This is a genomic window from Nocardioides dongkuii, assembly GCF_014127485.1.
In the GTDB taxonomy this organism is placed as follows: Bacteria; Actinomycetota; Actinomycetes; order Propionibacteriales; family Nocardioidaceae; genus Nocardioides; species Nocardioides dongkuii.
Genome location: NZ_CP059903.1, coordinates 179,602 through 206,132 on the forward strand (window position 1 = coordinate 179,602; position 26,531 = coordinate 206,132).

At 72.1% G+C, this 26,531-nt stretch carries 25 protein-coding genes; 20 read left to right on the plus strand and 5 right to left on the minus strand.

The window, feature by feature from the left end; genetic code table 11:
* The first annotated feature begins 71 nt into the window (after positions 1-71).
* From H4O22_RS00855 to H4O22_RS00865, 3 genes are all read left to right on the plus strand, one after another.
* The gene (locus H4O22_RS00855; protein ID WP_182525248.1) at positions 72-680 is read left to right on the plus strand and encodes a TetR/AcrR family transcriptional regulator; all 609 of its coding nucleotides are present in this window, start codon (positions 72-74) and stop codon (positions 678-680) included.
* Between the two features lie 75 nt (positions 681-755).
* A complete protein-coding gene (locus H4O22_RS00860) occupies positions 756-1,925 on the plus strand; it encodes an acyl-CoA dehydrogenase family protein (RefSeq protein WP_227465880.1) in 1,170 nt (389 codons plus the stop codon).
* Entirely contained in the window at positions 1,922-2,977 is a 1,056-nt protein-coding gene (locus H4O22_RS00865) for a phosphotransferase family protein (protein WP_244963054.1), read from the plus strand. Before H4O22_RS00860 ends, H4O22_RS00865 begins: the two co-directional genes overlap by 4 nt.
* 28 nt (positions 2,978-3,005) lie before the next feature.
* Here the strand turns inward: H4O22_RS00865 and H4O22_RS00870 are convergent, their stop codons facing one another.
* Positions 3,006-4,202 (minus strand): MFS transporter, encoded by a 1,197-nt coding sequence (locus H4O22_RS00870; RefSeq protein WP_244963055.1) that lies wholly within the window; start codon positions 4,200-4,202, stop codon positions 3,006-3,008.
* Between the two features lie 148 nt (positions 4,203-4,350).
* Here H4O22_RS00870 and H4O22_RS00875 point away from each other — a divergent pair, with 148 nt between their 5' ends.
* From H4O22_RS00875 to H4O22_RS00885, 3 genes are all read left to right on the plus strand, one after another.
* On the plus strand, positions 4,351-5,211 hold the full coding sequence (locus H4O22_RS00875; protein WP_182525250.1) for a helix-turn-helix domain-containing protein: 861 nt from the start codon (positions 4,351-4,353) through the stop codon (positions 5,209-5,211).
* 57 nt (positions 5,212-5,268) lie between these two features.
* Positions 5,269-5,952 carry an NADPH-dependent F420 reductase gene (locus H4O22_RS00880; protein ID WP_182525251.1) on the plus strand — a complete coding sequence of 228 codons (684 nt, stop codon included), beginning with the start codon at positions 5,269-5,271 and terminating at the stop codon, positions 5,950-5,952.
* Positions 5,953-6,081: 129 nt separating this feature from the next.
* Positions 6,082-6,765, plus strand: a complete 684-nt coding sequence (locus H4O22_RS00885; RefSeq protein ID WP_182525252.1) for an SDR family NAD(P)-dependent oxidoreductase — start codon at positions 6,082-6,084, stop codon at positions 6,763-6,765.
* 88 nt (positions 6,766-6,853) lie between these two features.
* Here H4O22_RS00885 and H4O22_RS00890 read toward each other — a convergent pair whose 3' ends face one another.
* Entirely contained in the window at positions 6,854-7,960 is a 1,107-nt protein-coding gene (locus H4O22_RS00890) for an ABC transporter ATP-binding protein (protein ID WP_182525253.1), read from the minus strand.
* Between the two features lie 172 nt (positions 7,961-8,132).
* Between H4O22_RS00890 and H4O22_RS00895 the strand changes: the two genes are divergently transcribed.
* The 8 genes from H4O22_RS00895 (at position 8,133) to H4O22_RS00930 (ending at position 16,799) form a co-directional block, all read left to right on the plus strand.
* Positions 8,133-8,804 carry a ThuA domain-containing protein gene (locus tag H4O22_RS00895; protein WP_182525254.1) on the plus strand — a complete coding sequence of 224 codons (672 nt, stop codon included), beginning with the start codon at positions 8,133-8,135 and terminating at the stop codon, positions 8,802-8,804.
* Positions 8,789-9,691, plus strand: a complete 903-nt coding sequence (locus H4O22_RS00900) for a nucleoside hydrolase (RefSeq protein WP_182525255.1) — start codon at positions 8,789-8,791, stop codon at positions 9,689-9,691. The genes H4O22_RS00895 and H4O22_RS00900 overlap by 16 nt, the downstream gene beginning before the upstream one ends.
* Before the next feature lie 68 nt (positions 9,692-9,759).
* Positions 9,760-10,944 carry a Gfo/Idh/MocA family protein gene (locus tag H4O22_RS00905; RefSeq protein ID WP_220451237.1) on the plus strand — a complete coding sequence of 395 codons (1,185 nt, stop codon included), beginning with the start codon at positions 9,760-9,762 and terminating at the stop codon, positions 10,942-10,944.
* Positions 10,945-10,975: 31 nt separating this feature from the next.
* On the plus strand, positions 10,976-12,049 hold the full coding sequence (locus H4O22_RS00910; protein ID WP_182525256.1) for a Gfo/Idh/MocA family oxidoreductase: 1,074 nt from the start codon (positions 10,976-10,978) through the stop codon (positions 12,047-12,049).
* A 35-nt stretch (positions 12,050-12,084) separates the two neighbouring features.
* On the plus strand, positions 12,085-12,843 hold the full coding sequence (locus H4O22_RS00915; protein WP_182525257.1) for a phytanoyl-CoA dioxygenase family protein: 759 nt from the start codon (positions 12,085-12,087) through the stop codon (positions 12,841-12,843).
* On the plus strand, positions 12,840-13,757 hold the full coding sequence (locus H4O22_RS00920; RefSeq protein ID WP_182525258.1) for a sugar phosphate isomerase/epimerase family protein: 918 nt from the start codon (positions 12,840-12,842) through the stop codon (positions 13,755-13,757). The genes H4O22_RS00915 and H4O22_RS00920 overlap by 4 nt, the downstream gene beginning before the upstream one ends.
* 16 nt (positions 13,758-13,773) lie before the next feature.
* A complete protein-coding gene (locus H4O22_RS00925) occupies positions 13,774-15,846 on the plus strand; it encodes a type 1 glutamine amidotransferase family protein (RefSeq protein ID WP_182525259.1) in 2,073 nt (690 codons plus the stop codon).
* On the plus strand, positions 15,843-16,799 hold the full coding sequence (locus H4O22_RS00930; RefSeq protein ID WP_182525260.1) for a zinc-binding dehydrogenase: 957 nt from the start codon (positions 15,843-15,845) through the stop codon (positions 16,797-16,799). The genes H4O22_RS00925 and H4O22_RS00930 overlap by 4 nt, the downstream gene beginning before the upstream one ends.
* A 6-nt stretch (positions 16,800-16,805) precedes the next feature.
* Here the strand turns inward: H4O22_RS00930 and H4O22_RS00935 are convergent, their stop codons facing one another.
* Entirely contained in the window at positions 16,806-17,834 is a 1,029-nt protein-coding gene (locus H4O22_RS00935) for a LacI family DNA-binding transcriptional regulator (RefSeq protein WP_182525261.1), read from the minus strand.
* A gap of 195 nt (positions 17,835-18,029) precedes the next feature.
* On the opposite strand from H4O22_RS00935, the gene H4O22_RS00940 reads away from it, so the two are divergent.
* The 4 genes from H4O22_RS00940 (at position 18,030) to H4O22_RS00955 (ending at position 22,640) form a co-directional block, all read left to right on the plus strand.
* On the plus strand, positions 18,030-19,352 hold the full coding sequence (locus H4O22_RS00940; RefSeq protein ID WP_182525262.1) for an ABC transporter substrate-binding protein: 1,323 nt from the start codon (positions 18,030-18,032) through the stop codon (positions 19,350-19,352).
* Between the two features lie 113 nt (positions 19,353-19,465).
* Positions 19,466-20,434: a carbohydrate ABC transporter permease gene (locus H4O22_RS00945; protein ID WP_182525263.1), complete on the plus strand. Its 969-nt coding sequence runs from the start codon at positions 19,466-19,468 to the stop codon at positions 20,432-20,434.
* Complete coding sequence (locus H4O22_RS00950; RefSeq protein ID WP_182525264.1) at positions 20,431-21,456, plus strand: carbohydrate ABC transporter permease; 1,026 nt, start codon at positions 20,431-20,433, stop codon at positions 21,454-21,456. Before H4O22_RS00945 ends, H4O22_RS00950 begins: the two co-directional genes overlap by 4 nt.
* Complete coding sequence (locus H4O22_RS00955) at positions 21,453-22,640, plus strand: cupin domain-containing protein (RefSeq protein WP_182525265.1); 1,188 nt, start codon at positions 21,453-21,455, stop codon at positions 22,638-22,640. The genes H4O22_RS00950 and H4O22_RS00955 overlap by 4 nt, the downstream gene beginning before the upstream one ends.
* Positions 22,641-22,649: 9 nt before the next feature.
* Here the strand turns inward: H4O22_RS00955 and H4O22_RS00960 are convergent, their stop codons facing one another.
* Positions 22,650-23,867, minus strand: coding sequence for an endo-1,4-beta-xylanase (locus tag H4O22_RS00960; RefSeq protein ID WP_182525266.1), 1,218 nt, complete (start codon positions 23,865-23,867; stop codon positions 22,650-22,652).
* A gap of 231 nt (positions 23,868-24,098) precedes the next feature.
* Positions 24,099-24,449: a Rieske (2Fe-2S) protein gene (locus tag H4O22_RS00965; protein ID WP_182525267.1), complete on the minus strand. Its 351-nt coding sequence runs from the start codon at positions 24,447-24,449 to the stop codon at positions 24,099-24,101.
* A 102-nt stretch (positions 24,450-24,551) separates the two neighbouring features.
* Between H4O22_RS00965 and H4O22_RS00970 the strand changes: the two genes are divergently transcribed.
* Together H4O22_RS00970 and H4O22_RS00975 are read left to right on the plus strand one after the other, a co-directional pair.
* Positions 24,552-25,700, plus strand: a complete 1,149-nt coding sequence (locus H4O22_RS00970; protein WP_182525268.1) for an amidohydrolase family protein — start codon at positions 24,552-24,554, stop codon at positions 25,698-25,700.
* Positions 25,697-26,524 (plus strand): SDR family oxidoreductase, encoded by an 828-nt coding sequence (locus tag H4O22_RS00975; protein WP_244963056.1) that lies wholly within the window; start codon positions 25,697-25,699, stop codon positions 26,522-26,524. Before H4O22_RS00970 ends, H4O22_RS00975 begins: the two co-directional genes overlap by 4 nt.
* The last annotated feature ends 7 nt before the right edge of the window (positions 26,525-26,531 follow it).

The window sequence follows — 26,531 nt, forward strand, 5'->3', positions numbered from 1 at the left end:
TGCGTGGGGGCGGGGGACCGGCCGCCCGGGTCCGCGCGCTCAGGGACCCAGCGCGTCCCTAGAGTGTCTGCATGACCCTTCCCGGCACGGTGGACGACTGGCGTGCCTACCGGCCACCGGGTCTGCCGCGCGTGCTCGACGCCGCCCTGCGCCGTTTCGCCGAGCAGGGGTACCACGGCACCAGCATCCGCGACCTCGCCGCGGATTCGGGGCTGTCGGTCCCCGGGGTCTACCACCACTACCGCTCCAAGCAGGACATCCTGCTCGCGCTGATGATGGCGGTCATGGACGAGCTCCTCGAGCGCAGCGCGGCTGCCCTGGCGTCGGCCGGTGACGATCCGTCGGAGCAGTTCGACGCCCTGGTGGAGTCGCTGCTGCGCTTCCACATGTTCCGTCGCCAGCACGCGTTCGTCGCCTCCAGCGAGATCCGCAGCCTCGACGCCGGCAACCGCGAGGCGTACGTCGAGCGCCGAGACGAGCAGCAGCGGATGCTCGACCGGATCGTCTCCGCGGGCACGGACGCCGGTGTCTTCGCCACGCCCTATCCGCAGGACGCGGCGCGTGCCGTCGCCTCGCTCTGCGTCGGGGTCGCGTCGTGGTACCGCGAGGACGGCCCCCTGGGACCGGACGAGCTCGTCCGCCGCCACCTCGTGCTGGCCCGCGGGCTGATCGGCGCCTGACGGGGGGTCGATTGACGGGACCATCTGCCACTGCCAGACTCGCCGAGCGATCGATCGGTCGGCCGAGGAGAGATGATGAGTGATCTGGCAACCCGTATCCGGGACTTCATCCGCACCAGCGTGATCCCGCTCGACGACGAGTTCGACGGCGATATCGAGGCGGCGGGCGGCGACTCGCTGCGGCAGAAGTTGCAGGAGCAGGCGCGCGCCGCGGGCGTCTTCGCGGCGCATGCGCCGGTGGACTGCGGCGGGCTGGGCCTGAACATGGTGGACCGCACCCCCGTCTTCGAGGAGGCCGGGTACTCGCTCTTCGGCCCGCTGGCGACCGGTGTCGCCGCCCCCGACGAGGGCAACATCCACCTGCTCGACCAGGTCGGCACCGAGAGGCAGCGCGAGAAGTACCTGCGGCCGCTCGCTCGTGGCGCGGTCCGCTCGGCGTTCGCGATGACCGAGCCGGCTCCGGGCGCCGGCAGCGATCCGTCCGCGCTGCTGACCCGGGCGACCAAGGTCGACGGAGGGTGGGTCGTCAACGGGCGCAAGTGGTTCATCACGGGTGCCGACGGGGCGTCGTTCTTCATCACGATGGCCCGCACCAGCGGCGAGCCCGGAAGTGTCGGCGGCGCGACCATGTTCCTCATGCCCGCCGAGACGCCCGGCCTCGAGGTGGTCCGCCATGTCGGGACCGTGGACAGGTCGATGATCGGCGGACACTGCGAGGTGGCCTACACCGACGCCTTCGTGCCGGACGCGGAGGTGCTCGGCGGTGTCGACGAGGGCTTCAGGTACGCCCAGGTGCGGCTGGGACCCGCGCGGATGACGCACGTGATGCGCTGGACCGGTGCGGCCCGCCGCGCCCATGAGGTGGCCGTGCGCCACGTCGCCGGCCGGGAGGCATTCGGGGCCCGGCTCGGCGACCTCGGCATGGTCCAGCAGATGATCGCGGACAACGAGATCGACCTCGCCGCCACGCGTGCCCTCCTCGGGGTGGCCTGCCAGGAACTGGACGCCGGGGAGCGGGCCGGGAAGAGCACCTCGATCGCCAAGACGTTCGCCGCCGAGGCCCTGCACCGCGTTGTCGACCGCGCCACGCAGATGTGCGGCGGCCTGGGCATCTCCACGGAGCTGCCGGTCGCGAAGATCGCCCGCGAGATCCGTCCGTTCCGGATCTACGACGGTCCCTCCGAGGTGCACCGCTGGTCCCTGGCGAAGCGCGCGATCCGCCAGATCGAGAAGGAGCAGGCGTGAGTGGGTCGTCTGCCGAGGAGGGCGACACCTCGGCGCTGACCCGCGCCGAGCTCGACGCCGTGGCTGAGCGGATGGCCGCTGCGGGCGCCGAGCTCGCCGGTCCGCTCCAGTCGCGGCTCATCGCGGGGGGACGTTCGAACCTCACCTACCGCCTCGAGGACGGTACGTCCGCGTGGGTGCTGCGGATGCCCCCCCGGGTCGGCCGGACGCCGTCGGCGCACGACGTCGCGCGGGAGTTCCGGATCACCAGTGCGCTGCGGGACAGCGGCGTACCCGTCGCTCCGGCGCTGGTGCTGTGCGAGGACGAGTCGGTCATCGGGCTGCCGTTCGCCGTGGCCGGGTTCGTCCCCGGCCGCACGATCCAGTCGCGCGCCGACCTCGCGACCCTCGACGACGCGACGCTCGAGGCCGTGACCGCTCGGCTCGTGGAGTCGTTGGCCTCCCTGCACGGCGTTGACCACGTGGCCGTCGGCCTGGAGAGGTTCGGCCGTCCGGATGCGTACGCCGAGCGGCAGATCAAGCGCTGGTCAGGGCAGTGGGAGCTCGTGGGCGAGCCGGCACTGACTCCGCTCGCCGACGACCTCGGGAGCCGACTGCGCGGCTCGACCTTCGACCAGCGCTCGGTCGGGATCGTCCACGGCGACTACCGCATCGACAACACGATCCTCTCCCTGGAACCCGAGCCGCGGGTCGCCGCGATCGTCGACTGGGAGCTCTCCACGATCGGTGACCCCGTCGCCGACGTCGCGATGATGTGCGTCTACCGCCACTCCGCCCTGGACCTCGTCCTGGGCTCGGCCAGCGCCTGGACCAGTGACCGCCTGCCGTCACCGGACGGGCTCGCCGAGGCGTACGTCGCGGCCGGCGGCGTCGAGCTCGTCGACTGGGAGCAGCACCTCGCCCTGGGCTACTACAAGCTGGCCGTGATCGCAGCCGGGATCGACCATCGCTACCGGGTCGGTGCTACGCACGGCGAGGGCTTCGACAGCGCCCGCGAGGCTGTCGCCCCGCTGCTGGAAGCAGGGATCGCCGTGCTGATGGAACCAGCCTGAGCCACTCGGCGGCGCGCGGCGGCGCACCCTACGTGTGATGCCTAGGCGCGCTGCCGCAGGCCGTCAGGGCGACGGCGCCGAGGATCGCGGCGACGCCGCCGACGAGCAGGGGCCAGCTCGACGAGACCTCGTCCACGAGGAGCCCGCCCACGACCGCGCCGACGGCGATGGCCAGGTTGCAGACCGTCACGATGACGCCGCCGACCTGCTCGAGCCTGGTCGGCTCGGTCCGGGCGCCCCAGGCGAGGACCGTCGTCGGGACGCCGCCGAACCCGAGGCCCCAGATCGCCGCGGCGACGAACAGCCCGGTGACCGAGCTGCCGATGGCGAACATGAGCAGCAGCCCGGTGCCGACCGCGGCCGGGAACAGCAGCAGCCCCGCGCGCGGTGCGCGGTCGGCCAGGGGACCGCTGAGCACCGTGCCGACGACGTTCGCGAGGCCGAACACGAGCAGCAGCCCGGCGAACGCTCCGGAGTCGATCCCGGACATGCTCTCCGCGGCCGGTCGGATGTAGGTGAAGCCGCTGAAGTGGCCGCTGAAGACGAGCAGGATCGCGACCAGGCCGACGAGGACGACGCCGGACCGCAGCACCGAGCCGAGGGCCCGGAGCCCGCTCGCCGTCGTGGGTACGACGTGCGGCAGCGTCGCGGCCTGCACGACCAGGGCGAGCACGGCGACGCCGGCCGCGAGCACGAAGACCGGCCGCCAGCCCCAGACGTCGCCGAGCCAGGCGCCCACGGGCACCGCGGTGATGGCGGCGAGGGCGACGCCGGAGTTGATCACCGTGAGCGCCCGGCCGAGGTGGTCGGCGTGGACGAGGTGCGCGGCCATCGCGGTGGCCATCGCCCAGAACCCGCCCAGCGCCACCCCGAGCAGGATCCGCGCCGCCAGGAGCACGACGAGGCTGGGCGCCACCGCGACGACCAGGTTGGAGACGACGGCGAGGAGGGTCAGGCCGATCATCACCCGCCGTCGGTCCGCGTGCGGCAGGACCACGGAGATGAGGAGCGCGGCCAGGGCGGCGGCCAGGGCGGTCACGCTGACGGCCTGGCCGGCGACGCCCGTCGACACGTCCAGGTCGTCGGCGATGAGGGGGAGCAGACTGGCGGGGAGGAACTCCGACATGACGATGGCGAAGATCCCCAGGCCGAGGGAGACGACCCCGGCCCAGGAGGCCGGGACGTCGGTGGTCGGCGCCTCGGCCGACGTGGTCGTGCTGGTCACGGTTGCTGTCCTTCAGTGGGAGGTGGGTGCTGGCCCGGACGGGCAGTCCGGACGCTAGGCACGGCAGCCGGGGCGGCCCAGAGCCCTGGTCAGCCGGGGGTGCGACAGGACCCCCTCTCGACGCGCCGCCGCGACCTACGATCGATCCGTGAGCGAGCAGACCAACCCCCTGGGCGCCTTCCTGAGTGCGCGGCGCGCGCTGGTGACCCCGCAGCAGGCCGGCATCCCGGACATCGGCGTACGTCGGGTCCCGGGCCTGCGGCGCGAGGAGGTGGCGATGCTCGCCGGCATCAGTGCGGACTACTACCTGCGCCTGGAGCGCGGCCGCGACCGCCGCCCGTCGGTCCAGGTCCTGGAGTCGATCGCCCGCGTCCTGCAGCTCGACGACGAGCACCTCGCCCACCTGCTGGCGCTGGCCGCGGACGCCCCCCGCAGGCGCCAGGCCCGTCGGCGCAGGGAGGTCGTCCCGCCCGGTGCCCTGAAGCTCCTGGACTCGCTCGCCCAGCCCGCCTTCATCGAGGGGCGCTACTTCGACATCCTGGCCGCCAACGACCTGGCCACCGCGCTCTCGCCGGGACTGGTCGTCGGGGGCAACCAGCTCCGCGCCTTCTTCCTCGATCCTGCCGAGCAGGCCTACTACCCGGACTGGGAGGCGATGACGGCGTGCTTCATCGCGGCCCTGCGACAGGCCGTGGGCTCCGACATCGACGACCCCCGGTTCATCGAGCTGACCGGTGAGCTCTCGCTGGCCAGCCCCCGGTTCCGCCAGCTCTGGGCCCGCCACGAGGTGCGCGGACAGGTCGGGACGCCGATCCGCTTCGACCACCCGCAGGTCGGGGAGCTCACCCTCAACCGGGAGCGGCTGAGCATCGGTGGCCCCGCGGACCTGATGCTCGTGGTCTACCACCCCGACGCCGGCTCCGCCGACGAGGAGAAGCTCAGCCTCCTGGCCTCCGCCGGCCTCCCCGCGCTCGGCACCCAGCCCGCGGTCCGGCCGGCCACGGCCTGACCGCCCCAGCTCCGGCGAACCAGTACGACGAGCAGTCCGACGAGCAGGAGGACCACTATGACCACCATCGGCATCCTCGGCGCCGGCCAGGCCGGGAGCACACTGGCCCGGGTGTCGGTCGCGGCCGGCTACGACGTCGTGATCGCCAACTCGCGGGGGCCGGAGACGTTGACGGCCCTGGTGAGCGACCTGGGTCCGCGGGCGCGCGCGGCGTACTCGGCGGACGCCGCGGCGGCATCGGACTTCGCCTTCCTCGCGTTCCCGTACGCACCCGGCGACCGGCTGCCGGTCGAGGAGCTCGCGGGGAAGGTCGTGATCGACAACAACAACTACATGGCCTGGCGCGACGGGAGCTTTCCCGAGGTCGACTCCGGCCGGATGACGGTCCACGAGCTGCGCCAGGCGCAGCTGCCTGCCTCCAAGGTCGTGAAGGCGTTCAGCCACGTCCAGTTCCACGAGCGCTCGCAGATCCGGGTCCCCAGCGACAGGCTGCCCGCCGTGGTCCGGCTGGCCAGGCCGGCGGGTGCCCCCGACCGCAAGGCGCTGGTGGTCTCGAGCGACCACCCGGACGCCGTCGAGCTGGTGACCCGCTTCTACGACGACCTCGGCTTCGACGCGGTCGACAACAGCCCGCTGAGCGAGTCGTGGCGCAGTGCCCCCGGTACGCCGATGTGGCGCCACCACGTCGACGGACAGAGCCGCGAGGAGCTGGTCCGCAACCTGGCCCTGGCGAGGCGCTAGGCGCGCCGAGCCGCCGCGTGCCGCTGGGGGGTCTCCCCGGACCCCCGGCTCGGCAGGGCTCTGTCTGGCCGGCGTACGCGTCCCTAGCGTCGTGGTCGCCCGCTTGGGCCACCACACGGAAGGACCACCATGACCGTCACGCTGATCACCGGCGCGAACAAGGGAATCGGCTTCGAGACCGCCAGGCAGCTGCTGGAGCTCGGGCACGTCGTCTACCTCGGGGCCCGCGACCCCGACCGGGGCCGGGAGGCTGCGGCGGCACTGGGCGCACGATTCGTGCAGCTCGACGTGACCGACGACGACTCGGTGACCGCGGCGCTCGCCGAGATCGACGCCGCCGAGGGATGCCTCGACGTCCTCGTGAACAACGCCGGCATCCTCGGGTACGACATGGACGGGCCGACGGCGCTCCGGGTCTTCGACACGAACGCGGTCGGCCTCGTCCGGGTCACCGAGGCGGCGCTCCCGCTCCTGCGCAGGTCGGACCGCCCGGCGGTGGTCACGATCTCCAGCAGCATGGGCTCGTTCTGGGCGGTCACCAACCCCGAGCGCATGGAGTACGGCGTCCCCGCAGCCCTCTACGCGGCCTCCAAGTCGGCGGCGACCATGCTCACCGTCCAGTACGCCAAGGCGGAGCCGGGCATCAGGTTCAACGCGCTCGAGCCGGGGTTCACCGCGACCGACATGACCGCCGCCATGGGCGGCGGGCGCCCGGTCGAGGAGAGCGCCAGGACCGTCGTACGGCTCGCCACCCTCGGCCCCGACGGACCCACCGGGACCCTGCAGGACGAGCACGGTCTGCTGGCCTGGTAGCGGACATTCCCGCCGAGTCGGCGTGAGTTGCACGTCGAGTCGGCGCACATGTGCGCCGACTCGGCGATCTTCTCCACAGCTCCGGGGGTCAGGGGGTGAGGCGGGCGCCGGTGGTGGTGTCGAAGACGTGCACCTTGTCGGCGGTGGTGGTGAGGCGGACGACCTCGCCCTTGGTGAGCGACATCCGGGCGTCGACGCGGGCGACGACCTGGCGGAGCAGCTCGCCGCCGGAGGCGTCGGCGGCCGGCTCGGTCGGGGTGGCGTAGAGGAAGGCGTCGGCGCCGAGCTCCTCGACGACGGCGACCGTGACCGGGTAGCCGTCCTCGCCGTCGGCGGCGAGCCGCCACGACTCGGGACGTACGCCGAGGGTGATGTCGCCGGTCGACCGGGCCGCGGCCTCCCGGTCGATCGGGATCGCGAACCCGTCGACCGTGGCGGTGCCGTCCCCGGCGGTCTTCGCGGAGAGCAGGTTCATCGCCGGTGAGCCGATGAAGCCGGCGACGAAGAGGTTGGCGGGCTTGTCGTAGAGCGCGAGCGGGGTGTCGACCTGCTGGAGCAGCCCGTCCTTGAGCACCGCGACCCGGTCGCCCATCGTCATCGCCTCGACCTGGTCGTGGGTGACGTAGACCGTGGTGATGCCCAGCCGCTGCTGCAGCGCGGCGATCTGGGTGCGGGTGGAGACCCGCAGCTTGGCGTCGAGGTTGGAGAGCGGCTCGTCCATGCAGAACACCTGCGGCTGCCGCACGATGGCGCGGCCCATCGCGACCCGTTGCCGCTGGCCGCCGGAGAGCGCCTTGGGCTTCCGGTCGAGGTAGTCCTCAAGGTCCAGCAGCGCGGCGGCCTCCTTGACCCGGACCATCCGCTCGGCCTTGCTGACCCCGGCCATCTTCAGCGCGAAGGCCATGTTCTCGGCGACGCTCATGTGCGGGTAGAGCGCGTAGTTCTGGAAGACCATCGCGATGTCGCGGTCCTTCGGCGGCAGGTTCGTGACGTCGCGGTCGCCGATGTGGATCGTCCCGAACGCCACCTCCTCCAGCCCTGCGAGCATCCGCAGCGACGTGGACTTCCCGCACCCCGACGGGCCGACGAGGACCATGAACTCCCCGTCGCCGATCTCGAGGTTCAGGTCGTCCACGGCCGGCGCGTCCGCCCCCGGGTAGACGCACTCCGCGTGCTGGTAGGTGACAGCAGACATCGCTCACGTCCCTTCACCGGCAGGCACGTGCCGGACGATCCGTCGTGAAGTGGTTCCTGCACCGTAGAACGCATCGGTGCCGAGCAAAAGGATTTGGAGCAACTCCTCTGGCGCCTCCCAAATCGTTTGGCTAGCGTGGCGCGCGTCGCCGTCCCGCCGCCGAAGGAGTCGCATGGACAGCACGCACGCCCGCCGGGTCCTGGTCGTCCGGGGCGGCTGGGAGGGCCACCGCCCGGTCGAGGCCACGGAGCGCTTCATCCCGTTCCTCGAGGAGCACGGCTGCGCCGTCGACGTCCACGACGGGCCGGAGGTGTACGCCGACGCCGAGCGGATGGCGGCGACGGACCTGGTCCTGCAGTGCTACACCCAAGGCGTCGCGACGGACGAGCAGGTGCTCGGGCTCTCGGCCGCGGTCGCCGCCGGGACCGGCCTGGCGGGCTGGCACGGCGGGGTCTGCGACTCCTTCCGCGGGTCGCCCGACTACCTCCACCTCACCGGCGGGCAGTGGGCCGCCCACCCCGGCGGGTTCGTGGCGTACGACGTCGAGGTGCGCCCGGAGCGGGCCGACCACGAGCTGGTGGCCGGCCTGAGCCCGCGCTGGTCGATGAACACCGAGCAGTACTGGGTCCTGACCGACGAGCTGAACGACGTGCTGGCGACCACGACGTTCCAGCCCGCCGACGGTACGCCGTGGCGCGACGCGGTGACCTGCCCCGCCGTCTGGACCCGCCGGTGGGGCCGCGGGAAGGTGTTCGTCTCGACCCTCGGCCACAAGCTCGAGGACCTCGACCAGCCCGACGTCCGCACGCTGACCGGGCGGGGCCTGCTGTGGGCGAGCCGCTGACCGGAGGGCCGGTCCGGATCATCCTGGACACCGACCTCGCGATGGGCGCGCCGGGGTCGGACATCGACGACGGCTTCGCGCTCGCGCTCGCCCTCGCCGACCCCGGCCTGTGCGTCGAGGTGGTCACGACCGTGGGCGGCAACAGCGACGTCGAGACCTCGACCCGGCTCACCCGCGAGCTGCTCGCCGTGCTCGGTCGTGACGACCTGCCCGTCGTCCAGGGTGCCCCCGTCGACCGCGACGCGGCCGAGGAGATCGCCCGCCGGGTGCTGGCCGAGCCCGGCGAGCTCACCGTGGTCGCGATCGGCCCCCTGACCAACGTCGCCGCGGCCCTCGCCGTCTCGGCGGACGTCGCGCCCGCCGTCCGCGAGATCGTCGTGATGGGCGGCGTCTTCCTGGAGCACACGAACGTCGCCGCGATGCCCGGCGAGTACAACTTCTGGTGCGACCCCGCGGCCGCCCAGGCGGTGCTGGACAGCGGGGTGCCGCTGCGCCTGGTCGGCCTCGACGTGACCCGCCGGGTGCGGCTGAGCCGCGCGGACGCCCGGGCGCTCGCGCAGGGCGGGGAGTTCGGCCGGATCGCCGCCCAGCACACCGCCGCCTGGATCGACTTCCAGGAGCGGGTCAAGCCGGGGGACCTGCTCGAGCAGGGCAGCTGCGCACTGCACGACCCGCTCGCCGTGGCGGTGGTGACCCGCCCCGACCTGGTGATGTGGCTGGACGCCCACGTCGCCGTCGAGACGGTCGGGCGGGTGGCGCGCGGGGTGGCCATCGCCGACCTGCTGATCTGGGCGGACCCGCCGGAGCCGAACTGCCGGATCGCGGTCGCGGTCGAGGCGGACGCGTTCCGCGCATTGTTCCTCGAGCGGATGGCGGCCCTGCCGTGAGCGTTGACCCCAGGGTCGGCAACGCCTAGCGTGCGGGAACCAAACCGATTTGCGCCCGGAGGAGGGCCATGGACGAGCAGCCCGACCCGGCCCGCCCGACCCTGGGGGTCGCGATGGTCGGGTACGCGTTCATGGGGGCGGCCCACTCCCAGGGCTGGCGCACCGCGCACCGGTTCTTCGACCTGCCCGCCCGTCCCGAGATGAGCGTCGTCTGCGGGCGCACCGGGTCCGCGACCCGGGCGGCCGCCGACCGGCTGGGCTGGGCCGGCTGGAGCACCGACTGGCGCACGGTCCTCGACCGCGAGGACGTGCAGGTCGTCGACATCTGCACCCCCGGCGACACCCACGCCGAGATCGCGCTCGCCGCCCTGGCGGCCGGCAAGCACGTGCTGTGCGAGAAGCCGCTCGCCAACACGGTCGCGGAGGCCGAGGCGATGACGGCGGCCGCCGAGGCGGCCCAGGAGCGCGGGGTCCTCTCCTCGGTCGGGTTCAGCTACCGGCGCACCCCGGCGTTGGCGCAGGCCCGGCGCCTGGTCGCGGACGGGAGGGTCGGGACGGTCCGCCACATCCGCGCCCAGTACCTCCAGGACTGGATCGTGGACCCGGAGTTCCCGCTGGTCTGGCGCCTGCGGAAGGAGAAGGCCGGGTCCGGCGCGCTGGGCGACATCGGCGCGCACATCGTCGACCTCTCCCAGTTCCTGACCGGCCAGCGGCTCACCGAGGTCGCGGGCCACCTCGCCCGGTTCGTCGAGCGCCGGCCGCTGGCGGAGTCGACCTCGGGCCTCAGCGCGCGCGGGGGCGCCGAGACCGGGGAGGTCACCGTCGACGACGCCGCGGTCTTCCTGGGCCGCACGGACGGCGACGCGCTCGCGACGTACGAGGCCACCCGCTTCGCCACCGGCCGCAAGAACGCGATGCGGATCGAGGTCAACGGCTCCGCGGGCAGCGTCGCCTTCGACTTCGAGGCGATGAACGAGCTGCACGTGTACGACGCCACGACGCCGGCGGCCGACGCCGGCTTCCGGCGGGTCCTGGTCACCGAGCCCGACCACCCCTACGCCGGCGCCTGGTGGCCCCCCGGCCACGGGCTCGGCTACGAGCACACCTTCGTGCACGAGATCGCCGACTTCGTGCGCGACGTCGCGACCGGCACCCCGCCGACCCCCTCCTTCGCCGACGGCCTGCAGGTGCAGCGGGTGCTCGACGCCGTGGAGCGGTCCTCGGCGTCCGGCGCGACCTGGACCCCCGTCTGACCCCCCTTCCCCACACCGAGAGGGACCCCCCGTGAGCAAGCTGCGTGTCGGCGTGATCGGCCTGGGCGAGGTCGCCCAGGTCATCCACCTGCCGATCCTCGAGTCGATGCCGCACCACTTCGAGCTGGCCGCGATCTGCGACATCTCGCCGGGCCTGATCAAGCGGCTGGGGGACCGCTACCGGGTCCCGCGCGGCTACACCGACGTGCACGAGCTGGTCGCCGCCGGCGGGCTGGACTGCGTCCTGGTGCTGAACAGCGACGAGTACCACGCCGAGTGCGCGGTCGCGGCCCTGGACGCCGGGATCCACGTGCTGGTCGAGAAGCCGATGTGCCTGAGCCCCCGCGAGGCGGAGGAGATCATCGCCGCCCGGGACCGGTCGGGCAAGACCGTGATGGTGGCCTACATGCGCCGGTTCGCGCCCGCGTTCACCGAGGCGGTGGCGCGGCTGCCCGAGCTGGGCGAGCTCCGCTACGCCCGGGTCCACGACGTGATCGGCGAGAACCGGCTGATCGTCGACCAGACGGCGTACGTCGACCGCCCCGACGACGTCCCGCCGGAGGCGATCGAGGCCAAGTGGGCCCGCCGGGCGGTGCTGGTCAGGGAGGCGTTGGGCGAGGTCCCCCAGGAGCTGGAGTGGACCTACGGGCTGCTCTGCGGCCTGGGCAGCCACGACCTGTCGGCCATGCGGGAGCTGCTGGGAAAGCCCCAGAAGGTGGCGGCGGCGACGATGTGGCGCAGCGGCGCGTACGTCGTCGCGCTGCTCGACTACGGCGACTTCGTGGTCACCTACGAGACCGGTGTCGACTCCCAGCTGCGCTACGACACCTACCTCGAGGTGTACGGCGCCAGCGGGACGATGCGGGTCCAGTACGACACGCCGTACGTCCGGCACTTCCCGACCACCCTGCACCTCGAGCTCACCGACGGCGACTCCTACGAGCGGTCGGTGCGCCGGCCGCACCTCAAGGACCCCTACACCTACGAGCTCGAGCACTTCCACGAGGTCGTCACCACGGGCGGCACCCCGAAGACCAGCGCCGAGGACTACGTCGAGGACATGGGGCTCTTCGTCGAGATCATCCGCGCCCTCGAGCGCTCCTGAACCCACCTCGACCCATGATCCCGAAAGGCACGCAGATGACCGAGACCCTGACCGACCGCGACATCGCGTTCTTCCGCGAGAACGGCTACCTGCTCCCCGGCCGCCGGCTGCTCTCCGAGGAGCGGCTGGTCCGGCTGGAGCAGATCTTCAACGAGCACCTCGCCGACAAGGGCGACAAGCTCTCCGACGAGCTGGACACTCCCCACTACCGCGACGCCCGGCTGCTGGACTACCTGCTCTCCGACGAGGTGCTCGACTGGATCGAGCCGCTCGTCGGCCCCGACATCGCGCTGTGGTCGAGCCACTTCATCTCCAAGGACCCGTTCACCGGCCGGGCCACCCCGTGGCACGAGGACAGCGCGTTCTGGGAGGGCCGCTTCGACAGCTACGACAGCATCGTGACGATCTGGCTGGCGCTGGAGGAGGGCTCCTTCAAGGAGAACGGCTGCATGCGGGTGATCCCCGGCTCGCACCTCGGCGGCGGCTTCTCCGAGGGGTACGAGCCGACCGACATCACCGAGCAGACCTTCCACGCCGGCCTGACCGGCGTCGACGAGGACAAGGCGGTCTACTTCGAGCTCGAGCGGGGCGAGTTCTCGATGCACGACGGCCGGATCGTGCACGGCGCGAAGCCCAACACCAGCGAGATCCGGCGCACCGGCTACACGATGCGCTACTTCCCGTCCTCGGTGAAGATGCAGGACGTCCCGCAGAACGAGGGCTGGCGGATCTGGCTGGCCCGCGGCCGGGACCTGGCCGGCAATGACTACGCGAACGTCCCGGCGAGCACGTGAGGCTCGGGTTCCTCACCGCCTGCCTGCCCGGCGAGTCCCTCGCGGACGTCGCCGCGTGGGCGGGCGCCCACGGGTACGCCGCGCTGGAGGTCGCGGCGTGGCCGGACCGTCCCGGCCGCGACTGGGAGGCCAGCCACCTCGACGTCGAGGCCCTGGACGCCGCCGCGGCCGACCGGGTCCGTGCGCTGCTCGACGGCCACGGGGTCGAGATCTCGGCGCTCGCCTACTACGAGAACAACCTGCACGAGGACGAGGCGGTCCGCGCGGACACCCACGAGCACCTCCGCCGCTGCATCGACGCCGCGCAGCTGCTCGGCGTGGGCCTGGTCGGCACCTTCGTGGGCCGCGACGTCTCCCGCACCGTCGCGGAGAACCTGCGGCTGGCCGAGAAGGTGCTGCCCCCGCTCGTCGAGCACGCCGCGGCACGCGGCGTACGCCTGGTGATCGAGAACTGCCCGATGGAGGGCTGGCACCCGGACGGCTACCCGGCCAACCTGGCCTACTCGCCCGAGCTGTGGGGGTGGATGGCCGACCTGGGCCTCTGGCTCAACTACGACCCGTCCCACCTGGTCTGGCTCGGCATCGACCCGGTCGCGGCCCTCGAGGCGCACGCCGACCGGGTCCTCCACGTCCAGGCCAAGGACATCGAGATCTACCCCGCCGCCCGCGACCGGTACGGCGTGTTCGGGCAGGTGCTCGACAAGCAGCCCTGGACCAGCGGGTGGTGGCGCTACCGGATCCCCGGGCTCGGCGAGGTCGACTGGCGCCGGGTGGTCGACACCCTCTTCCAGGCCGGGTACGACGGCGTGGTCTCCGTCGAGCACGAGGACCCGGTCTGGAGCGGCGACCCCGACCGCGTCCACCGCGGCCTCGCCCTCGCGCACCGCACCCTCGCCCCGTACGTCGACGTCTGACCAGGAAGGCCTGCCCATGCACCGCGGTGTGTACTTCGACGCCTGGTTCCCCCGCCAGCTCTGCTACCACCCGAGCCTGCCGCCGCGGCGGCTGCGGATGGTCGACGACCTGGTCGACTACCGCGCCACCGTGCTGGTGTGGGCCGCGATGGGCGGCGGCTCGCTGTCCCTGCCGTACCTGGAGCAGGAGGCGTTCGGCCCGGTCGACGCCCGCTCGCGGTTCTACGGGTTCGTCAACGACAGCGAGCTCATCGCCGCCTGCCACGAGCGGGGCATCGCGGTGCTTGGCATCGTCTTCGAGGCGCAGGGCTGGGAGTTCCCCGTGGAGCTCAGCGAGGACGAGGACGAGGTGCTGGCGCTCAACGAGCTCCGCGGCGTCGGCAAGCGCGACTGGCTGGGGCTGCGGGAGTTCTCCTCGAACCGCTACCCGCGGCTCTGGAAGCCGGTCGAGCACTACTTCCCGGACGGCCTGGTCAACTCCGCCGGCGAGCCGGTGACCGACCTGGTCGAGGAGTGCGTGGTCCGCGACATCCACCAGCAGCCGTGCCACGCGCACTGGGTGGAGTGCCCCGACCGCGAGCACCGGTGCTACTACATGGACCGCAACAACCCGGTCTGGCGCGAGTACCTCAAGGCGGTCATCCGGATCCAGCTGGACGCCGGCGCCGACGGCATCCAGCTCGACGAGGCCGAGCTCCCGATGGGCGCCTTCCAGTACGGCGCGTGCTTCTGCCGGGACTGCATGGCGGGCTTCCGCGCCCACCTGCAGGGGCTCGCGGAGCTCGACCCGGCCCTCGACGGGGTCGACCTCGCGACGTTCCACTACGGCGACTGGCTGCTCGAGCGCGGCTTCGACTTCAAGGAGGGCCGGGAGTCGACGCCGCTGTTCGGCGACTACTACGCCTTCCAGTGCCTCGCGATCAAGCAGTACTTCGCCGAGCTCGCCGACTACGCGCGCGCGTACGGCCGCTCGCTGGGGCGCGACGTCATCGTCTCCGGCAACTTCTTCAACCTCGAGCCGATGTACCTCGCGCTCGCCGACGACGTCGACCTGGTGATCACCGAGATGCGCAACACGACGTACCGCCAGCCGGAGTGGTACCGCTACGTCGCGGCCTTCGCCGGCGACGACAAGGACGTGGTCGTCGTGGAGAACCCGTACGGCGGGGTGGTGCCCGAGCTGATCGGGATGCTGGCCGAGGGCCGGGGGCACGACCTGTTCCGGCTCTCGCTCTTCGAGGCCGCCGCCCACGGCGTCTCCATGTCGGTGCCGTACGGCTCGTGGCTGGGCAGCGTCATCGAGGACTCCTTCTACGCCCCGCACGGGCTGGCCACCGAGATCCAGGCGTTCCTCGCCGACCACGAGCACCTGATCGCGCGGCCGACCGCCAACGACGTCGCGGTGGTGTTCAGCGTCGAGTCCACCCGCGAGCTGATCGGCCGGGCCGACGCGAGCGACAACACCACCAACCGGCGCGACGCGTCGGTCGTGGTGCCCTACCGCGTCGTGACCGGCACCCTCGCCGGCGCGTCGGTGCCCTTCGACGTGGTGATCTGGGCCGACGGCGTCACCGCCCCCGATCGGGCGGCGGCCGACGCGCTGGCGCGCTACTCCACCGTGGTGCTCCCCGACGTCCACGCCCTCACCGACGCCCAGGCCGACGCGGTGGCGAGCTACCTGGCAGGCGGTGGCACGGTCGTGGTCACCGACCGGGTCGCCGCGACCCTGCCCCGCCACGACCGGGTGCGCACCGCCCGGCACGACGCCCTCAACGAGCTGCTGCCGCACGGCCGCCAGGTCGACACGACCGCGTCGGTCGCCGCGAACCTCCAGCAGCTGGCCGACGGGTCCTACGCGCTGCACCTGGTGAACCACGACTACGACCCGGCGGCCGACGCGGTCCGGGCGGTGCCCGACGTACCCCTGCGGGTCGCGCTGCCGAAGGCCCGGGAGCACGCCACGCTGGTGACCAGCGACGGCCGGCGCACCCCTCTCGCCCTGACCCGCAATGACACCGTGCACGCGGTGACCGTGGACCGGCTGGGCGTCTACTCGATCGTGGTCTTCCACGACGGGGAGCTGGCGTGAGGATCGCCGTGCTGCGCGGGCCGGAGGCCTTCGAGGTGGTCGAGGCGCCGGTGCCGGTGCCCCGCCCCGACGAGGTGCTGATCCGGGTGGCGGTCTCCGGCGTCTGCGCGTCCGAGCTGGAGCCCTGGCTCACCGGGCCGCCGGCGGGGGAGGAGCGCCATCTGGGCCACGAGGTCAGCGGCGTGGTCGCCGAGGTCGGCGCCGACGTCACCGGCCTCGCCGTCGGCGACCGGGTGGGGGCGTGGGTGACCGAGCGCGGCTTCGCCGAGTACGTCGCGGTGCGCGCGGCGTACTGCGTCCCGGCCGGGGCCGGCCCCCTCGACCTCGCGCTCGCCGAGCCGGTCGCCTGCGCGGTCAACGCCGTGGAGGCCGCCGACGTCCGGCTCGGCGACGACGTGGTGGTCATCGGCGCCGGCTTCATGGGCAACCTCGTCCAGCAGCTGGCCGCGCTGCGCGGTCCCCGCCAGCTGGTGGTCGCGGACGCCCGCGCGGACGCGCTGGAGCGGGCCGCGGCCCTCGGGGCGACCCGGGTGGTCGACGTGACCCGGGAGCACCTGCCCGACGTCGTCCGCTCGCTGACCGACGGCCGCGGCGCCGACCTGACCCTCGAGTGCACCGGCACCCAGGCCGCGCTGACCGCCTGCGGCGAGACCACCCGGATGAGCGGGCGGATCGCGGTCGTCGGCTACCACCAGGGGGCGGAGCGCACCATCCCGCTCGCCTTCTGGAACTGGATGGCCTTCGACCTGGTCAACGCGCACTTCCGCGACGTCGGAGTGATCATGCGCGGCATGGCGGTGGGGATGCGGCTGCACGCCGCGGGTCGGCTCTCCCTCGACCGGCTGGTTTCCCACCGGTTCCCGCTCGCGGAGATCGACCGGGCGTTCGCCGCGCTCCGGGACAAGCCCGCGGGCTTCGTCAAGGCGGTGATCACCTTCCCCGAGGCGGGGTGAGGAGGCTCAGGCGGTGCCGCGCTCCACCAGGGGGCAGGGCAGCACCAGCGTGCGCCCGGCGCCGCGGTAGCGCCCGGACATCCGGCCGAGGATCAGGTCGCCCGCGGTGCTCCCGACGTCGTACGCCGGGTTGCGGACCGTGGTCAGCTGGGGGGTGACGATGGTGGCCGCGTCGACGTCGTCGAAGCCGACCACCGCCACGTCGTCGGGGACCGCGAGACCGAGCTCGTGGGCCACGTCGAGCGCGCCGATCGCCATCAGGTCGTTGGCGCAGAAGACCGCGTCCGGTCGCTCCGGCAGCGCCATCAGGGCCTGCATCGCCTGGTAGCCGCCCTTGCGGGTCCAGTCGCCGCGCACCATCCGCTCGGCGGGCACGGGGTGCGCAGCCGCCTCCATCGCCGCCCGGAACCCGGCGGTCCGGGCGGTGCCGTAGCCGGGCGGGCCCTGGATCATCGCGATCCGGGAGTAGCCGCGCTCCGCGAGGAACGCACCGGCCTCCCGCGACCCGGCCTCGTCGTCGGGGATGACCGCGTCGCACAGCGGGTGGTCGAGGTGGTCGCCGATGCAGACGATCGGGGTGGCCCGCTCCCCGGGGCCGAAGCGGATCTCGGAGGCGGTCTCGCCCGAGGCGAAGACGATGCCGTCGACGCCGCGGTCCATCACGTCCTCGAAGAGCTTGCGCTCACGGTCGTGCTGCCCGTCGGTGCTGCACACGAACGTGCCGTAGCCCGCGGCGTCCACGGCGTCGGCGAGCCCGCGCGTCAGCACGGCGTAGAAGGGGTTGGTGATGTCGGGGACGACGACGGCGAGCATGTGCGACTGCCGCGTGCGCAGGTGCCGGGCGACGTGGTTGGGCCGGTAGCCCAGGGCGTCGATCGCGTCCAGGACCGTCTGCCGGGTCGCGGCGCCCACCACCCGCTTGCCGGACAGGACGTGGGAGACGGTGGTGGGGCTGACGCCGGCACGCTCGGCGACGTCGGCGATCGTGACCCGGGCCGGAGCGACCTCCGCCGTGGTCGACTCGCTGCGGGGCATGAGCCGTACGGTAACGCACCCCAAAACGATTTGAGCCGGTCCTCCGGGACGGGCAACGAGTGTGACGCAAACCACGTCGATCCATTGACAAACCCGGGGGGCGGAAGGATGCTCCCCCCACGGAGCCAAACGATTTGCATCGGGTCGCGTCGAGGTCTCCGAACTGCCGCTCACCCAGCAGAGGGAGTTGATTCGATGAGATTCCGAGCGTCCCGCCGCATCGCCACGGCCGCCACGCTGGCCGTCGTCGCGTCGCTGGGCCTGGCCGCCTGCGGCGGCGATTCCGACGACCCGCCCCAGGAGCCCAAGGGGGAGGGCCCCGGTCCCGTCGAGCAGCCCGCGGAGCCGACGACCGTCACGTTCTTCTCCTGGCTGGGCAACACCCCGGAGTGGAAGAAGCTCGCGGCCGAGTTCCACGAGAAGTACCCCAACATCACCATCGAGTTCGAGAACGTGCCCGCCGAGCAGGCCTCGCAGGTGCTCTCCACCCGGATCGCCGGCAACAACGCGCCGGACGTCGCCTACGTCAACGCCAGCGACGTCGCCGACTACGCCTCGCGCGGCGCGGCGGTGGACCTGGTGAACTACATCGAGCGCAGCGACGTCGTGACGCCCGACGACTACGTCGAGGCCTTCCGCCTGTTCGTCACCTACGACGACAAGATGTGGGGCCTGCCCATGGGCGGTGAGACCACCGGGCTCTTCTACCGGACCGACCGGTTCGAGGAGGCCGGCATCGAGGGCCCCCCGGCCACCTGGGAGGAGTTCGAGGACGCGGCGGCCGCGCTGACCGACGAGTCCGCCAACGAGTACGGCTTCGAGGTCTTCGCCCCCGAGTCGGCGTACTACTTCCAGCCCTGGCTCTTCCAGGCCGGCGGCGACCTGATGAGCCCCGACGGCACCGAGATCGCGTTCACCAGCGACGAGGCCAAGACCGCTGCGGAGTACTACGTGAACCTCGCGCAGTACGCGCCGCCGGACTACCTCAACTCCAACTCGTGGGACGGTCGGGTGGCCTTCGCCGAGGGTCAGGTCGGGATGTACATGGCCGGCGCCTGGTTCGCGGGCACGCTCACCGAGGAGTTCCCCGACATCGAGGGCAAGTGGGCCACCGCCCCGCTCCCGTCCGGGGAGGCCGGCTGCAAGACCTCCATCGCGGGTGACTCGCTGGTGATGATGGACCAGACCGAGAACGCCGACGCCGCCTGGCTGTGGATGGAGTTCCTCTCCCAGCCCGACATCCTGGCCCGGACCACCTACGAGACCGAGGGCACGCTGCTGCCGCCGCTCACCTCGCTGCTCGAGGGCGAGGAGATCCTCCAGGAGAAGCCGGTCCTCGAGGGCTTCATCGACCTCATGGACTGCGGGGTCGCGCCGACGGCGTCGAACCCGAAGTGGCCCCGGATCGAGACCATCCTCAACGACGAGCTGGGCAAGGCGATGTACGGCGAGCAGACCGCCGAGGAGGCTCTCGAGAACACGGCGCAGCAGGCCGAGGCGATCCTCTCGCGCGGCTGAGCCACCGGGCGCGTCCGCCCGGTCCGGGCCCTCCTCCCCGGTCCGGGTGGACGTCGCGACCAGCAGCTCCGGACGAGCAACTCGACCAGCAACTCCGACAGCAGGGAGCAGGGATGTCGACGGCCTCGGCACCGAGGAACGTGGCGGCCCCCGACCACGAGCGCCGACCCGCGAGGCCGCGGGAGTCCCGGGGCCGGCGGCTGGGGCGGCGGATCTGGCGGGAGCGGTCGGCGTACCTCTTCCTGGCGCCCGGGATGATCCTCTTCTCGGTCTTCACCCTCGCGGCGCTGATCTTCGCCTTCTACCTGACCTTCCACCGCTGGAGCATCATCGAGCCCGACAAGCCGTACGTCGGGACGCAGAACTACGAGGACATGGTCCACGACGAGCGGTTCGTGCAGGCGGTGCTCAACACCCTCTACTTCACCGGCGCCTCGGTCCCGCTGACGATGCTGATCGGGCTCGGGCTCGCGCTGCTGCTCAACCAGCCGCTCCGCGGCCGCGCGCTGTTCCGCACGGCGTACTACCTGCCGGTGGTCACGCCGTTCGTGGTGTCGGCGCTGCTGTGGAAGTGGCTCTACAACGGCGACTTCGGCCTGTTCAACTACTACCTGGTCAAGGGCCACATCATCGACCAGCCGCTGCTGTGGCTCTCCGACAAGGACCTCGCGATGCCCGCGGTGGTGCTGATGACCGTGTGGAGCGGGGTCGGGTTCTCGATGGTCATCTACCTCGCGGGCCTGCAGTCGATCCCGCACGAGCTCTACGAGTCGGCCAAGCTCGACGGCGCCGGGACCTTCCAGCGGGTCCGCTTCGTGACCATCCCGCTGCTGCGGCCGACCACGCTGTTCCTGCTGGTGATGGGCATCATCGGGTCGCTGCAGGTCTTCACGCAGATCTTCGTGATGACCAGCGGCGGACCGGTCAACCGGACGACCACGATGGTCTACTACATGTACCTCTGGGCCTTCAAGTACTACGACATGGGCTACGCGAGCACCCTGGCGTTCGCCCTGTTCGCGATGCTGCTGGTGTTCACGGCGTTCCAGCTGCGGCTCTTCCGGGACGGGGCGACGTCGTGACCGGGGTGACCGAGGAGCCGGTGGCGAGTCGGTTCGTCGGCGGCGCCGAGCCGGTCGTGCCGCGGCGGCTCCGGCGTACCCGGGGGTGGCGGCGGCGTCCGGGTGCGGTGCGCGACCGGGAGCAGATGAGCCGCCGGGCGAAGCTCGGGACCTACCTGGTGCTCGCCCCGGTCGCGATCCTGTTCGTCGCGCCGTTCGTGTGGATGATCAGCGCGTCGTTCCAGCCGATGAGCACGATCTTCGCCAACCCCCCGACCTGGGTGCCCGACGACCCCACGATCGACGGCTACAAGGGGTTCCTCAACGTCGGGACGCTGACCGAGTCGCAGGAGTCGCAGGGGCACGGCGACTGGCGGTGGTTCGCCAACAGCGCCTTCGTGGCGATCACGATCACGGTGCTGCAGACGTTCTTCAACGCGCTGTGTGCCTACACCTTCGCCAAGCGGAAGTTCCCGGGGCGCAACGTCATCTTCGTGCTGTTCCTGGCCACGATGATGGTGCCCGGCCAGATCACCCTGATCCCGAACTACATCATCGTCCAGCACATCCCGTTCTTCGGCGGCAACGACTGGATGGGGATGGGCGGCCACGGCTGGCTGAACTCCTACTGGGGCCTGATCATGCCGGGCATCGTCAGCGCCTTCGGCATCTTCCTGCTGCGCCAGTACATGATGTCGATCCCCGACGCGCTGCTCGACGCCGCGCGCATCGACGGGGCCAGCGAGTTCCGCATCTTCTGGAACGTCGTGCTCCCGCTGTGCCTGCCGGCGCTCGCGGCCAACGCGATCTTCACCTTCCAGGGCGCGTGGGAGGACTTCCTCTGGCCGCTGCTGATCACCTCGGGCGATCCGGACAAGACCACCGCCCCGGTGGGGCTGGCGCTGTTCGTCGTCCAGAACAAGACGGACTGGAACCTGCTCTTCGCGGGGTCGGTGATCGCGACGCTGCCGATGATCCTGGTGTTCCTCGTCTTCCAGCGGCACTTCGTCCGGGGGATCGCGGTCACGGGGATCAAGGAATGAGGGCGGCCCGGGACCTGCTGCACCGGCTCCTGGCCGACGGCGACGGGGTGCTCCGGTGCGAGCCGGCCTGGGTGGCGCGCGACTTCCTGCCGCCCGGGCGTCGCCTCGGGCTTCCGGAGGACGCGTACGACGTGGGGGAGCGGGGCGCGATCTGCGAGCGGTGGCTGGCCTCCACCACCCGGGCCGACAACCGCGTCGGCCCCGACGACGAGGGCCTGAGCCACGTGGTCGGGGAGCACGGCGAGCGGCTGCTGCTGCGCGACGCGGTCGCCGCCGACCCGGCCGCGGTGCTCGGCGCGACGTACGCCGCGAGCCACGGGGGACTGGGTCGGCTGGCGAAGGTCTTCGACTACGCCGACCGGCTGCCGTACCACGTCCACCCGCCCCAGGAGTTCGCCTCCCTCGTCGGCTGCCACGCCAAGGACGAGTCGTACCACTTCCTGCCCGGCGCCGACCTGGGCGCGCACCCCGAGACGTTCTTCGGCGTGCACCCGTGGATCGCCGAGCAGCGCGCGCACGAGGTGCTGCTGCCCTACCTCGTCGACTGGGACAGCGACCTGATCCTGCGGCACGCCCGCGCCGAGCTGCAGGTCCCCGGGGAGGGGTTCCACGTGCCGTCCGGCGTCCTGCACGCGCCGGGGACCGCGCTCACCCTGGAGCTCCAGGAGGACTCCGATGTCCTGGCGATGTTCCAGGCGCTCAACGCCGGCCGGATCATCTCCAAGGAGCTGCTCTTCAAGGACGTCCGACGCGAGGACCGGGACGCCGAGGGCGAGCGGTTCCCGCTGCGGTTCGTGGACTGGGAGGTCAACGGGGACCCGTGGTTCTACGAGCACCGGCACCTCTCGCCGCAGCCGGTCGCGGACGCCGGCGCGGTCGAGAGCTGGGTCTTCTACAACACCGCGAAGTACGCCGGGAAGCGGCTCGTCGTACCGCCGGGAGGCACGCGCCGACTCACCGAGCCCGGGGTCTACTCGGTGTTCGCGTGGTCCGGGACCGGCCGGTACGCCGGCCACGAGGTGCGCGGCGGCGAGCCCGGGCGCGACGAGCTGGTGCTGACCCACGACGCGGCGACCCGCGAGCACGAGGTCGTCAACACCGGGGCCGAGGACCTGGTGGTGTTCACGTTCTTCGGCCCCGACCTGCAGCCGACGGCGCCGACGATCCCCGTCCGCGGGCGGTGAGCGGGGCGATCAGCGGCCCTTCTTCGGCCGCCAGAGCCGGCGCCGATCGGGGGCGTTGCGGAACGCGTTGCTGATCGCGGCGTACGCCGGCTTCGGGCGCAGCCGCGCGTCGAAGGCGAGCGGGCGGCGTCGGGCGCCGTCCTCGCGCGGCTGGTCCTCGTCGAGCCAGCTGTAGCGGTCGGTGAGGCCGAAGGCGATCACCGCCTTCACCGCGCGCTCGTCGAGGGTGACGTCGAGGTAGTGCCGGTAGACGTCGGCGACCGCGCGGTCCCGGCGCTCCGGCGCCTTCGGCAGCCCCTCGTCGAGCACGTCCATCTCGGTGATCAGGATCGGCAGGTCCCGGTCGGCGAGCTCGCGCAGGAAGGCGCGGTACCCCCGCTCGTGGAACTTCCGGTGGAAGCCGTCGGCGAGCAGGTGGCCCTGGACGCCGACCGCCTGGACCGGGACGCCGCGGTCGAGGAGGCGGTCGATCGCCTTGAGGTATGCGCGGCGGCGGGGCTCGGGGCGGTCGCCCCACTCGTTGACGGTCTCGAAGCCGAACTCGTTGATGATCCGCAGCGCCTTCGGGTCCTGCTCCTGCGCGATGTCGAAGCTCCGGGCGATGTAGCCGGGGCCGATGGTCTGGTACCACGGCACGTTCGTGCGGAACCCGTGCTTGTCGGCCTCCTCCGGGTCGGTGACCTCGTTGGCAACGATCCAGCCGTCGACGCGGCCGCGGTAGTGCCGCACCTCGCGGCGGATCACGCCGTACAGCAGCTTCTTGGCCTCCCGGCGGCGCAGGCCCCACAGGTCCTCCTCGGTCCAGCCCTCGCCGAAGCCCTCGTCCCAGGCGAGGTGGGCGGCGATCACCCGCTGGTCGTGGCGGTCCGCGAAGCCGATGATCTGGTCACCCGGGCCGAAGTTGAGCGGCTCGTCGGGGCCCGGCTTGAGCTGGTACCAGAGCAGGTCGTCCTCGGTGAACAGGAGGCCGGCCTCGCGCGCGTGCAGCCGCGGGTAGGTCCGGTCGAGCTGCCAGGTCGCGATCGAGGACCCGAAGACCAGGCCCTTGCGGTCGGCCTGCTTCCACAGCGGCGGACGGCCGGTGGAGGGGATCCGCTCCGCGACGGCCGCCTCGGCGGTCCCCGTGAGCGCGATCCCGGACGCGCCGCCCGCCGCGGTGAGGGCGAGGGCGCCCCCCGCGGCCCCCCGCAGCAGTGATCGGCGGTCCAGCTGGACGGACTCGGACATGAGGACTCCTCCGCGGGCTGCGACCGTCTCGGAACGGCCTGTGACGAGCGTCACCCAAATCGAATTGCTCCTGACGGTAGGACGCAGCCCGCGCTCCCGGCAACCCCCTGGTCGGGGGTTTCCTCGAGGTGGGGTCTGGCGGGTAGTCCGGCACGTTTCGGTCGTTGACGGCCCCCGATCACGACCGGAACGTGCCGGACTACCCCGACGTACGTCGCCCCGGGAGCTCGCTCAGGCGTGCACGACCACGTGGCCGTCGTCGGTGGTGACGGGGTAGGTGCGCAGGCCGCTGCGCTGGGGCTCGAGGAGGGAGCGGCCGGTCTCGAGGTCGAACTCCCAGCCGTGCCAGGGGCAGCGGATCACCCGGTCGTCCTGGCCGTAGACGTACTCGTGCGGCGCGGAGGCGACCATGGTCCCGCTGAGCGAGCCCGCGCACATCGAGGCGCCCTGGTGCGGGCACTTGTCGCCGATCGCGAAGAACTCCTCGCCGACGCTGATCACCCCGACGTCTCGGCCGCCGATCTCGACGATCCGGCACCCGGCACGACGCACCTCCTCGACCGTGCCCACGCGGACTTCCATGGATTCCTCGCTGCCTCTATCGCGCATGCCAAACGATTTGCTATGCATGACTCTGACGCCTCGGGGTCCTCTTCCGCAACGGGTTGCCGCACAGGAGTGCACATGACCGAACTGCTCGACCAGCAGACCGGCGTCGACGGGTCGCCGGGCCGCTACCGGCTCGTCGACTGCGACGTGCACCCGATCACCAAGGGCGGCATGGGCGACCTTCGGCCGTTCCTGTCCCGCAGCGCCCAGCGGCGGCTGGGCCTGGACGAGCGGCGCAGCCTGTCGACGGTCGGCCACCGCGAGGCGGTCTCGATCCCGCGGAACCTGCTCTACGTCAACCAGTCCGGCGTGCTGCGCGACGACGCCCGCGCCCCCGACGGGTCGGCGCCCGGCTCGGACCCCGCGTTCACGGCGCAGCAGCTGCTCGACGGCAACGGCATCGACCGCGCGGTGCTGATCGGGGGCGAGGTGCTCGGCCTCGGGGCGATGCCGGACCCGGACGCCGCCGCGATGATCGCCTCGGCGTACAACGACTGGCTCGCGGCCACCTGGTTCGCCGCGGACGAGCGCTACCGCGGCTACCTCGTCGTCGGCGCGCAGGACCCGGCCCAGGCCGCGGAGGAGGTACGCCGCGCGGGCCAGGACGAGCGGTACGTCGGGGTGCTGCTGCCGCTGACGAACATCCTGATGGGGCAGCGGCACTACTACCCGATCTACGAGGCCGCGGCCGAGCTCGGGCTGCCGGTCGCGGTGCACCCCAACTCCGGCGAGGGCATCTTCCGCACCTCCCCGCCGATGGCGGGCGGGACCCCGACGTACTACGTCGAGTGGCACACCGGGCTGAGCCAGGTCTTCCAGGCCAACGTGATCAGCCTGGTCTGCCACGGGGTCTTCGAGCGCTTCCCCGGGCTCAAGGTGGTGATCACCGAGGGTGGGCTGGGCTGGATCCCCGACGTGATGTGGCGCCTGGACAAGAACGTGAAGGGCCTGCGGGACGAGGTCCCGTGGATCACGCGGCTGCCGAGCGAGTACCTCGTCGACCACGTCCGGTTCACCACCCAGCCGATGCCAGAGCCGCGCCGGCGCAGCCACCTGCACACGCTGCTCGAGATCGCCCACGCGGAGCGGACCCTGATGTTCAGCTCCGACTACCCGCACTGGGACTTCGACGACCCGCGCCACGTCCTCGGCACGCTGCCGGCGGCGATGCGCGACCGGGTGCAGGCGCTGAACGCCCTCGAGACGTACGGCGACCGGCTGTGACCGACCCGCACCTCACCGCCTCGATGGCCGAGCGGCCCGACCACGGCGAGGACAGCTACGAGGGGCACGGGCGGCTCCGCGACAAGGTGGCCGTGGTGACCGGGGGCGACTCCGGGATCGGGCGTGCGGTGACCCTCGCCTTCGCCCGCGAGGGCGCCGACGTGGTGATCTGCTACCTCGAGAGCGACGAGGAGGACGCCCAGGAGACGGCGGAGCTGGTGCGCCAGGCGGGGCGGGAGATCCTGCTGGTGCCGACCGACCTGACCGAGGAGCGGGCCTGCCGGGACCTGGTTGACCGGACGGTGGCCGAGCACGGCCGGATCGACGTCCTGGTCAACAACGCCGCCCACCAGCTGGCCCAGCCCGGCGGGATCGCCGACATCACCACCGAGCAGTTCGACCGCACGATGCGCACCAACCTCTACGCGATGTTCTGGCTGTGCAAGCTGGCCCTGCCGCACATGCCGCGGGGCTCCTCGATCATCAACACCTCCTCGGTCCAGGCGTCCTCGCCGTCCCCGGAGCTGCTGGACTACGCCACCACCAAGGCCGGCATCGCGACGTTCACCCGGGCACTGGCGTGGTCGGCGGCGCAGCAGGGGATCCGGGTGAACTCCGTCGCGCCGGGGCCGACCTGGACGCCGCTGGTGCGCGCCACGATGCCGGAGGAGATGGTCGAGCACTTCGGTGAGAACACCCCGATGGGCCGCGCCGGCCAGCCGGTGGAGGTCGCGGGCGCCTTTGTCTACCTGGCGTCCGCGGAGTCGGCGTACGTCACCGGCGAGGTGCTGGCCGTGACCGGCGGCCTGCCGGTGATCACCTGACCCGCGC

Excerpts from the sequence above, each read along its gene's own strand:
- H4O22_RS00855 (WP_182525248.1), top strand. The coding sequence starts at position 72 with ATGACCCTTCCCGGCACGGTGGACGACTGGCGTGCCTACCGGCCACCG.
- H4O22_RS00860 (WP_227465880.1), top strand. The coding sequence starts at position 756 with ATGAGTGATCTGGCAACCCGTATCCGGGACTTCATCCGCACCAGCGTG.
- H4O22_RS00880 (WP_182525251.1), top strand. The coding sequence starts at position 5,269 with ATGACCACCATCGGCATCCTCGGCGCCGGCCAGGCCGGGAGCACACTG.
- H4O22_RS00885 (WP_182525252.1), top strand. The coding sequence starts at position 6,082 with ATGACCGTCACGCTGATCACCGGCGCGAACAAGGGAATCGGCTTCGAG.
- H4O22_RS00890 (WP_182525253.1), bottom strand. The coding sequence starts at position 7,960 with ATGTCTGCTGTCACCTACCAGCACGCGGAGTGCGTCTACCCGGGGGCG.
- H4O22_RS00895 (WP_182525254.1), top strand. The coding sequence starts at position 8,133 with ATGGACAGCACGCACGCCCGCCGGGTCCTGGTCGTCCGGGGCGGCTGG.
- H4O22_RS00905 (WP_220451237.1), top strand. The coding sequence starts at position 9,760 with ATGGACGAGCAGCCCGACCCGGCCCGCCCGACCCTGGGGGTCGCGATG.
- H4O22_RS00915 (WP_182525257.1), top strand. The coding sequence starts at position 12,085 with ATGACCGAGACCCTGACCGACCGCGACATCGCGTTCTTCCGCGAGAAC.
- H4O22_RS00925 (WP_182525259.1), top strand. The coding sequence starts at position 13,774 with ATGCACCGCGGTGTGTACTTCGACGCCTGGTTCCCCCGCCAGCTCTGC.
- H4O22_RS00935 (WP_182525261.1), bottom strand. The coding sequence starts at position 17,834 with ATGCCCCGCAGCGAGTCGACCACGGCGGAGGTCGCTCCGGCCCGGGTC.
- H4O22_RS00940 (WP_182525262.1), top strand. The coding sequence starts at position 18,030 with ATGAGATTCCGAGCGTCCCGCCGCATCGCCACGGCCGCCACGCTGGCC.
- H4O22_RS00945 (WP_182525263.1), top strand. The coding sequence starts at position 19,466 with ATGTCGACGGCCTCGGCACCGAGGAACGTGGCGGCCCCCGACCACGAG.
- H4O22_RS00955 (WP_182525265.1), top strand. The coding sequence starts at position 21,453 with ATGAGGGCGGCCCGGGACCTGCTGCACCGGCTCCTGGCCGACGGCGAC.
- H4O22_RS00960 (WP_182525266.1), bottom strand. The coding sequence starts at position 23,867 with ATGTCCGAGTCCGTCCAGCTGGACCGCCGATCACTGCTGCGGGGGGCC.
- H4O22_RS00965 (WP_182525267.1), bottom strand. The coding sequence starts at position 24,449 with ATGGAAGTCCGCGTGGGCACGGTCGAGGAGGTGCGTCGTGCCGGGTGC.
- H4O22_RS00970 (WP_182525268.1), top strand. The coding sequence starts at position 24,552 with ATGACCGAACTGCTCGACCAGCAGACCGGCGTCGACGGGTCGCCGGGC.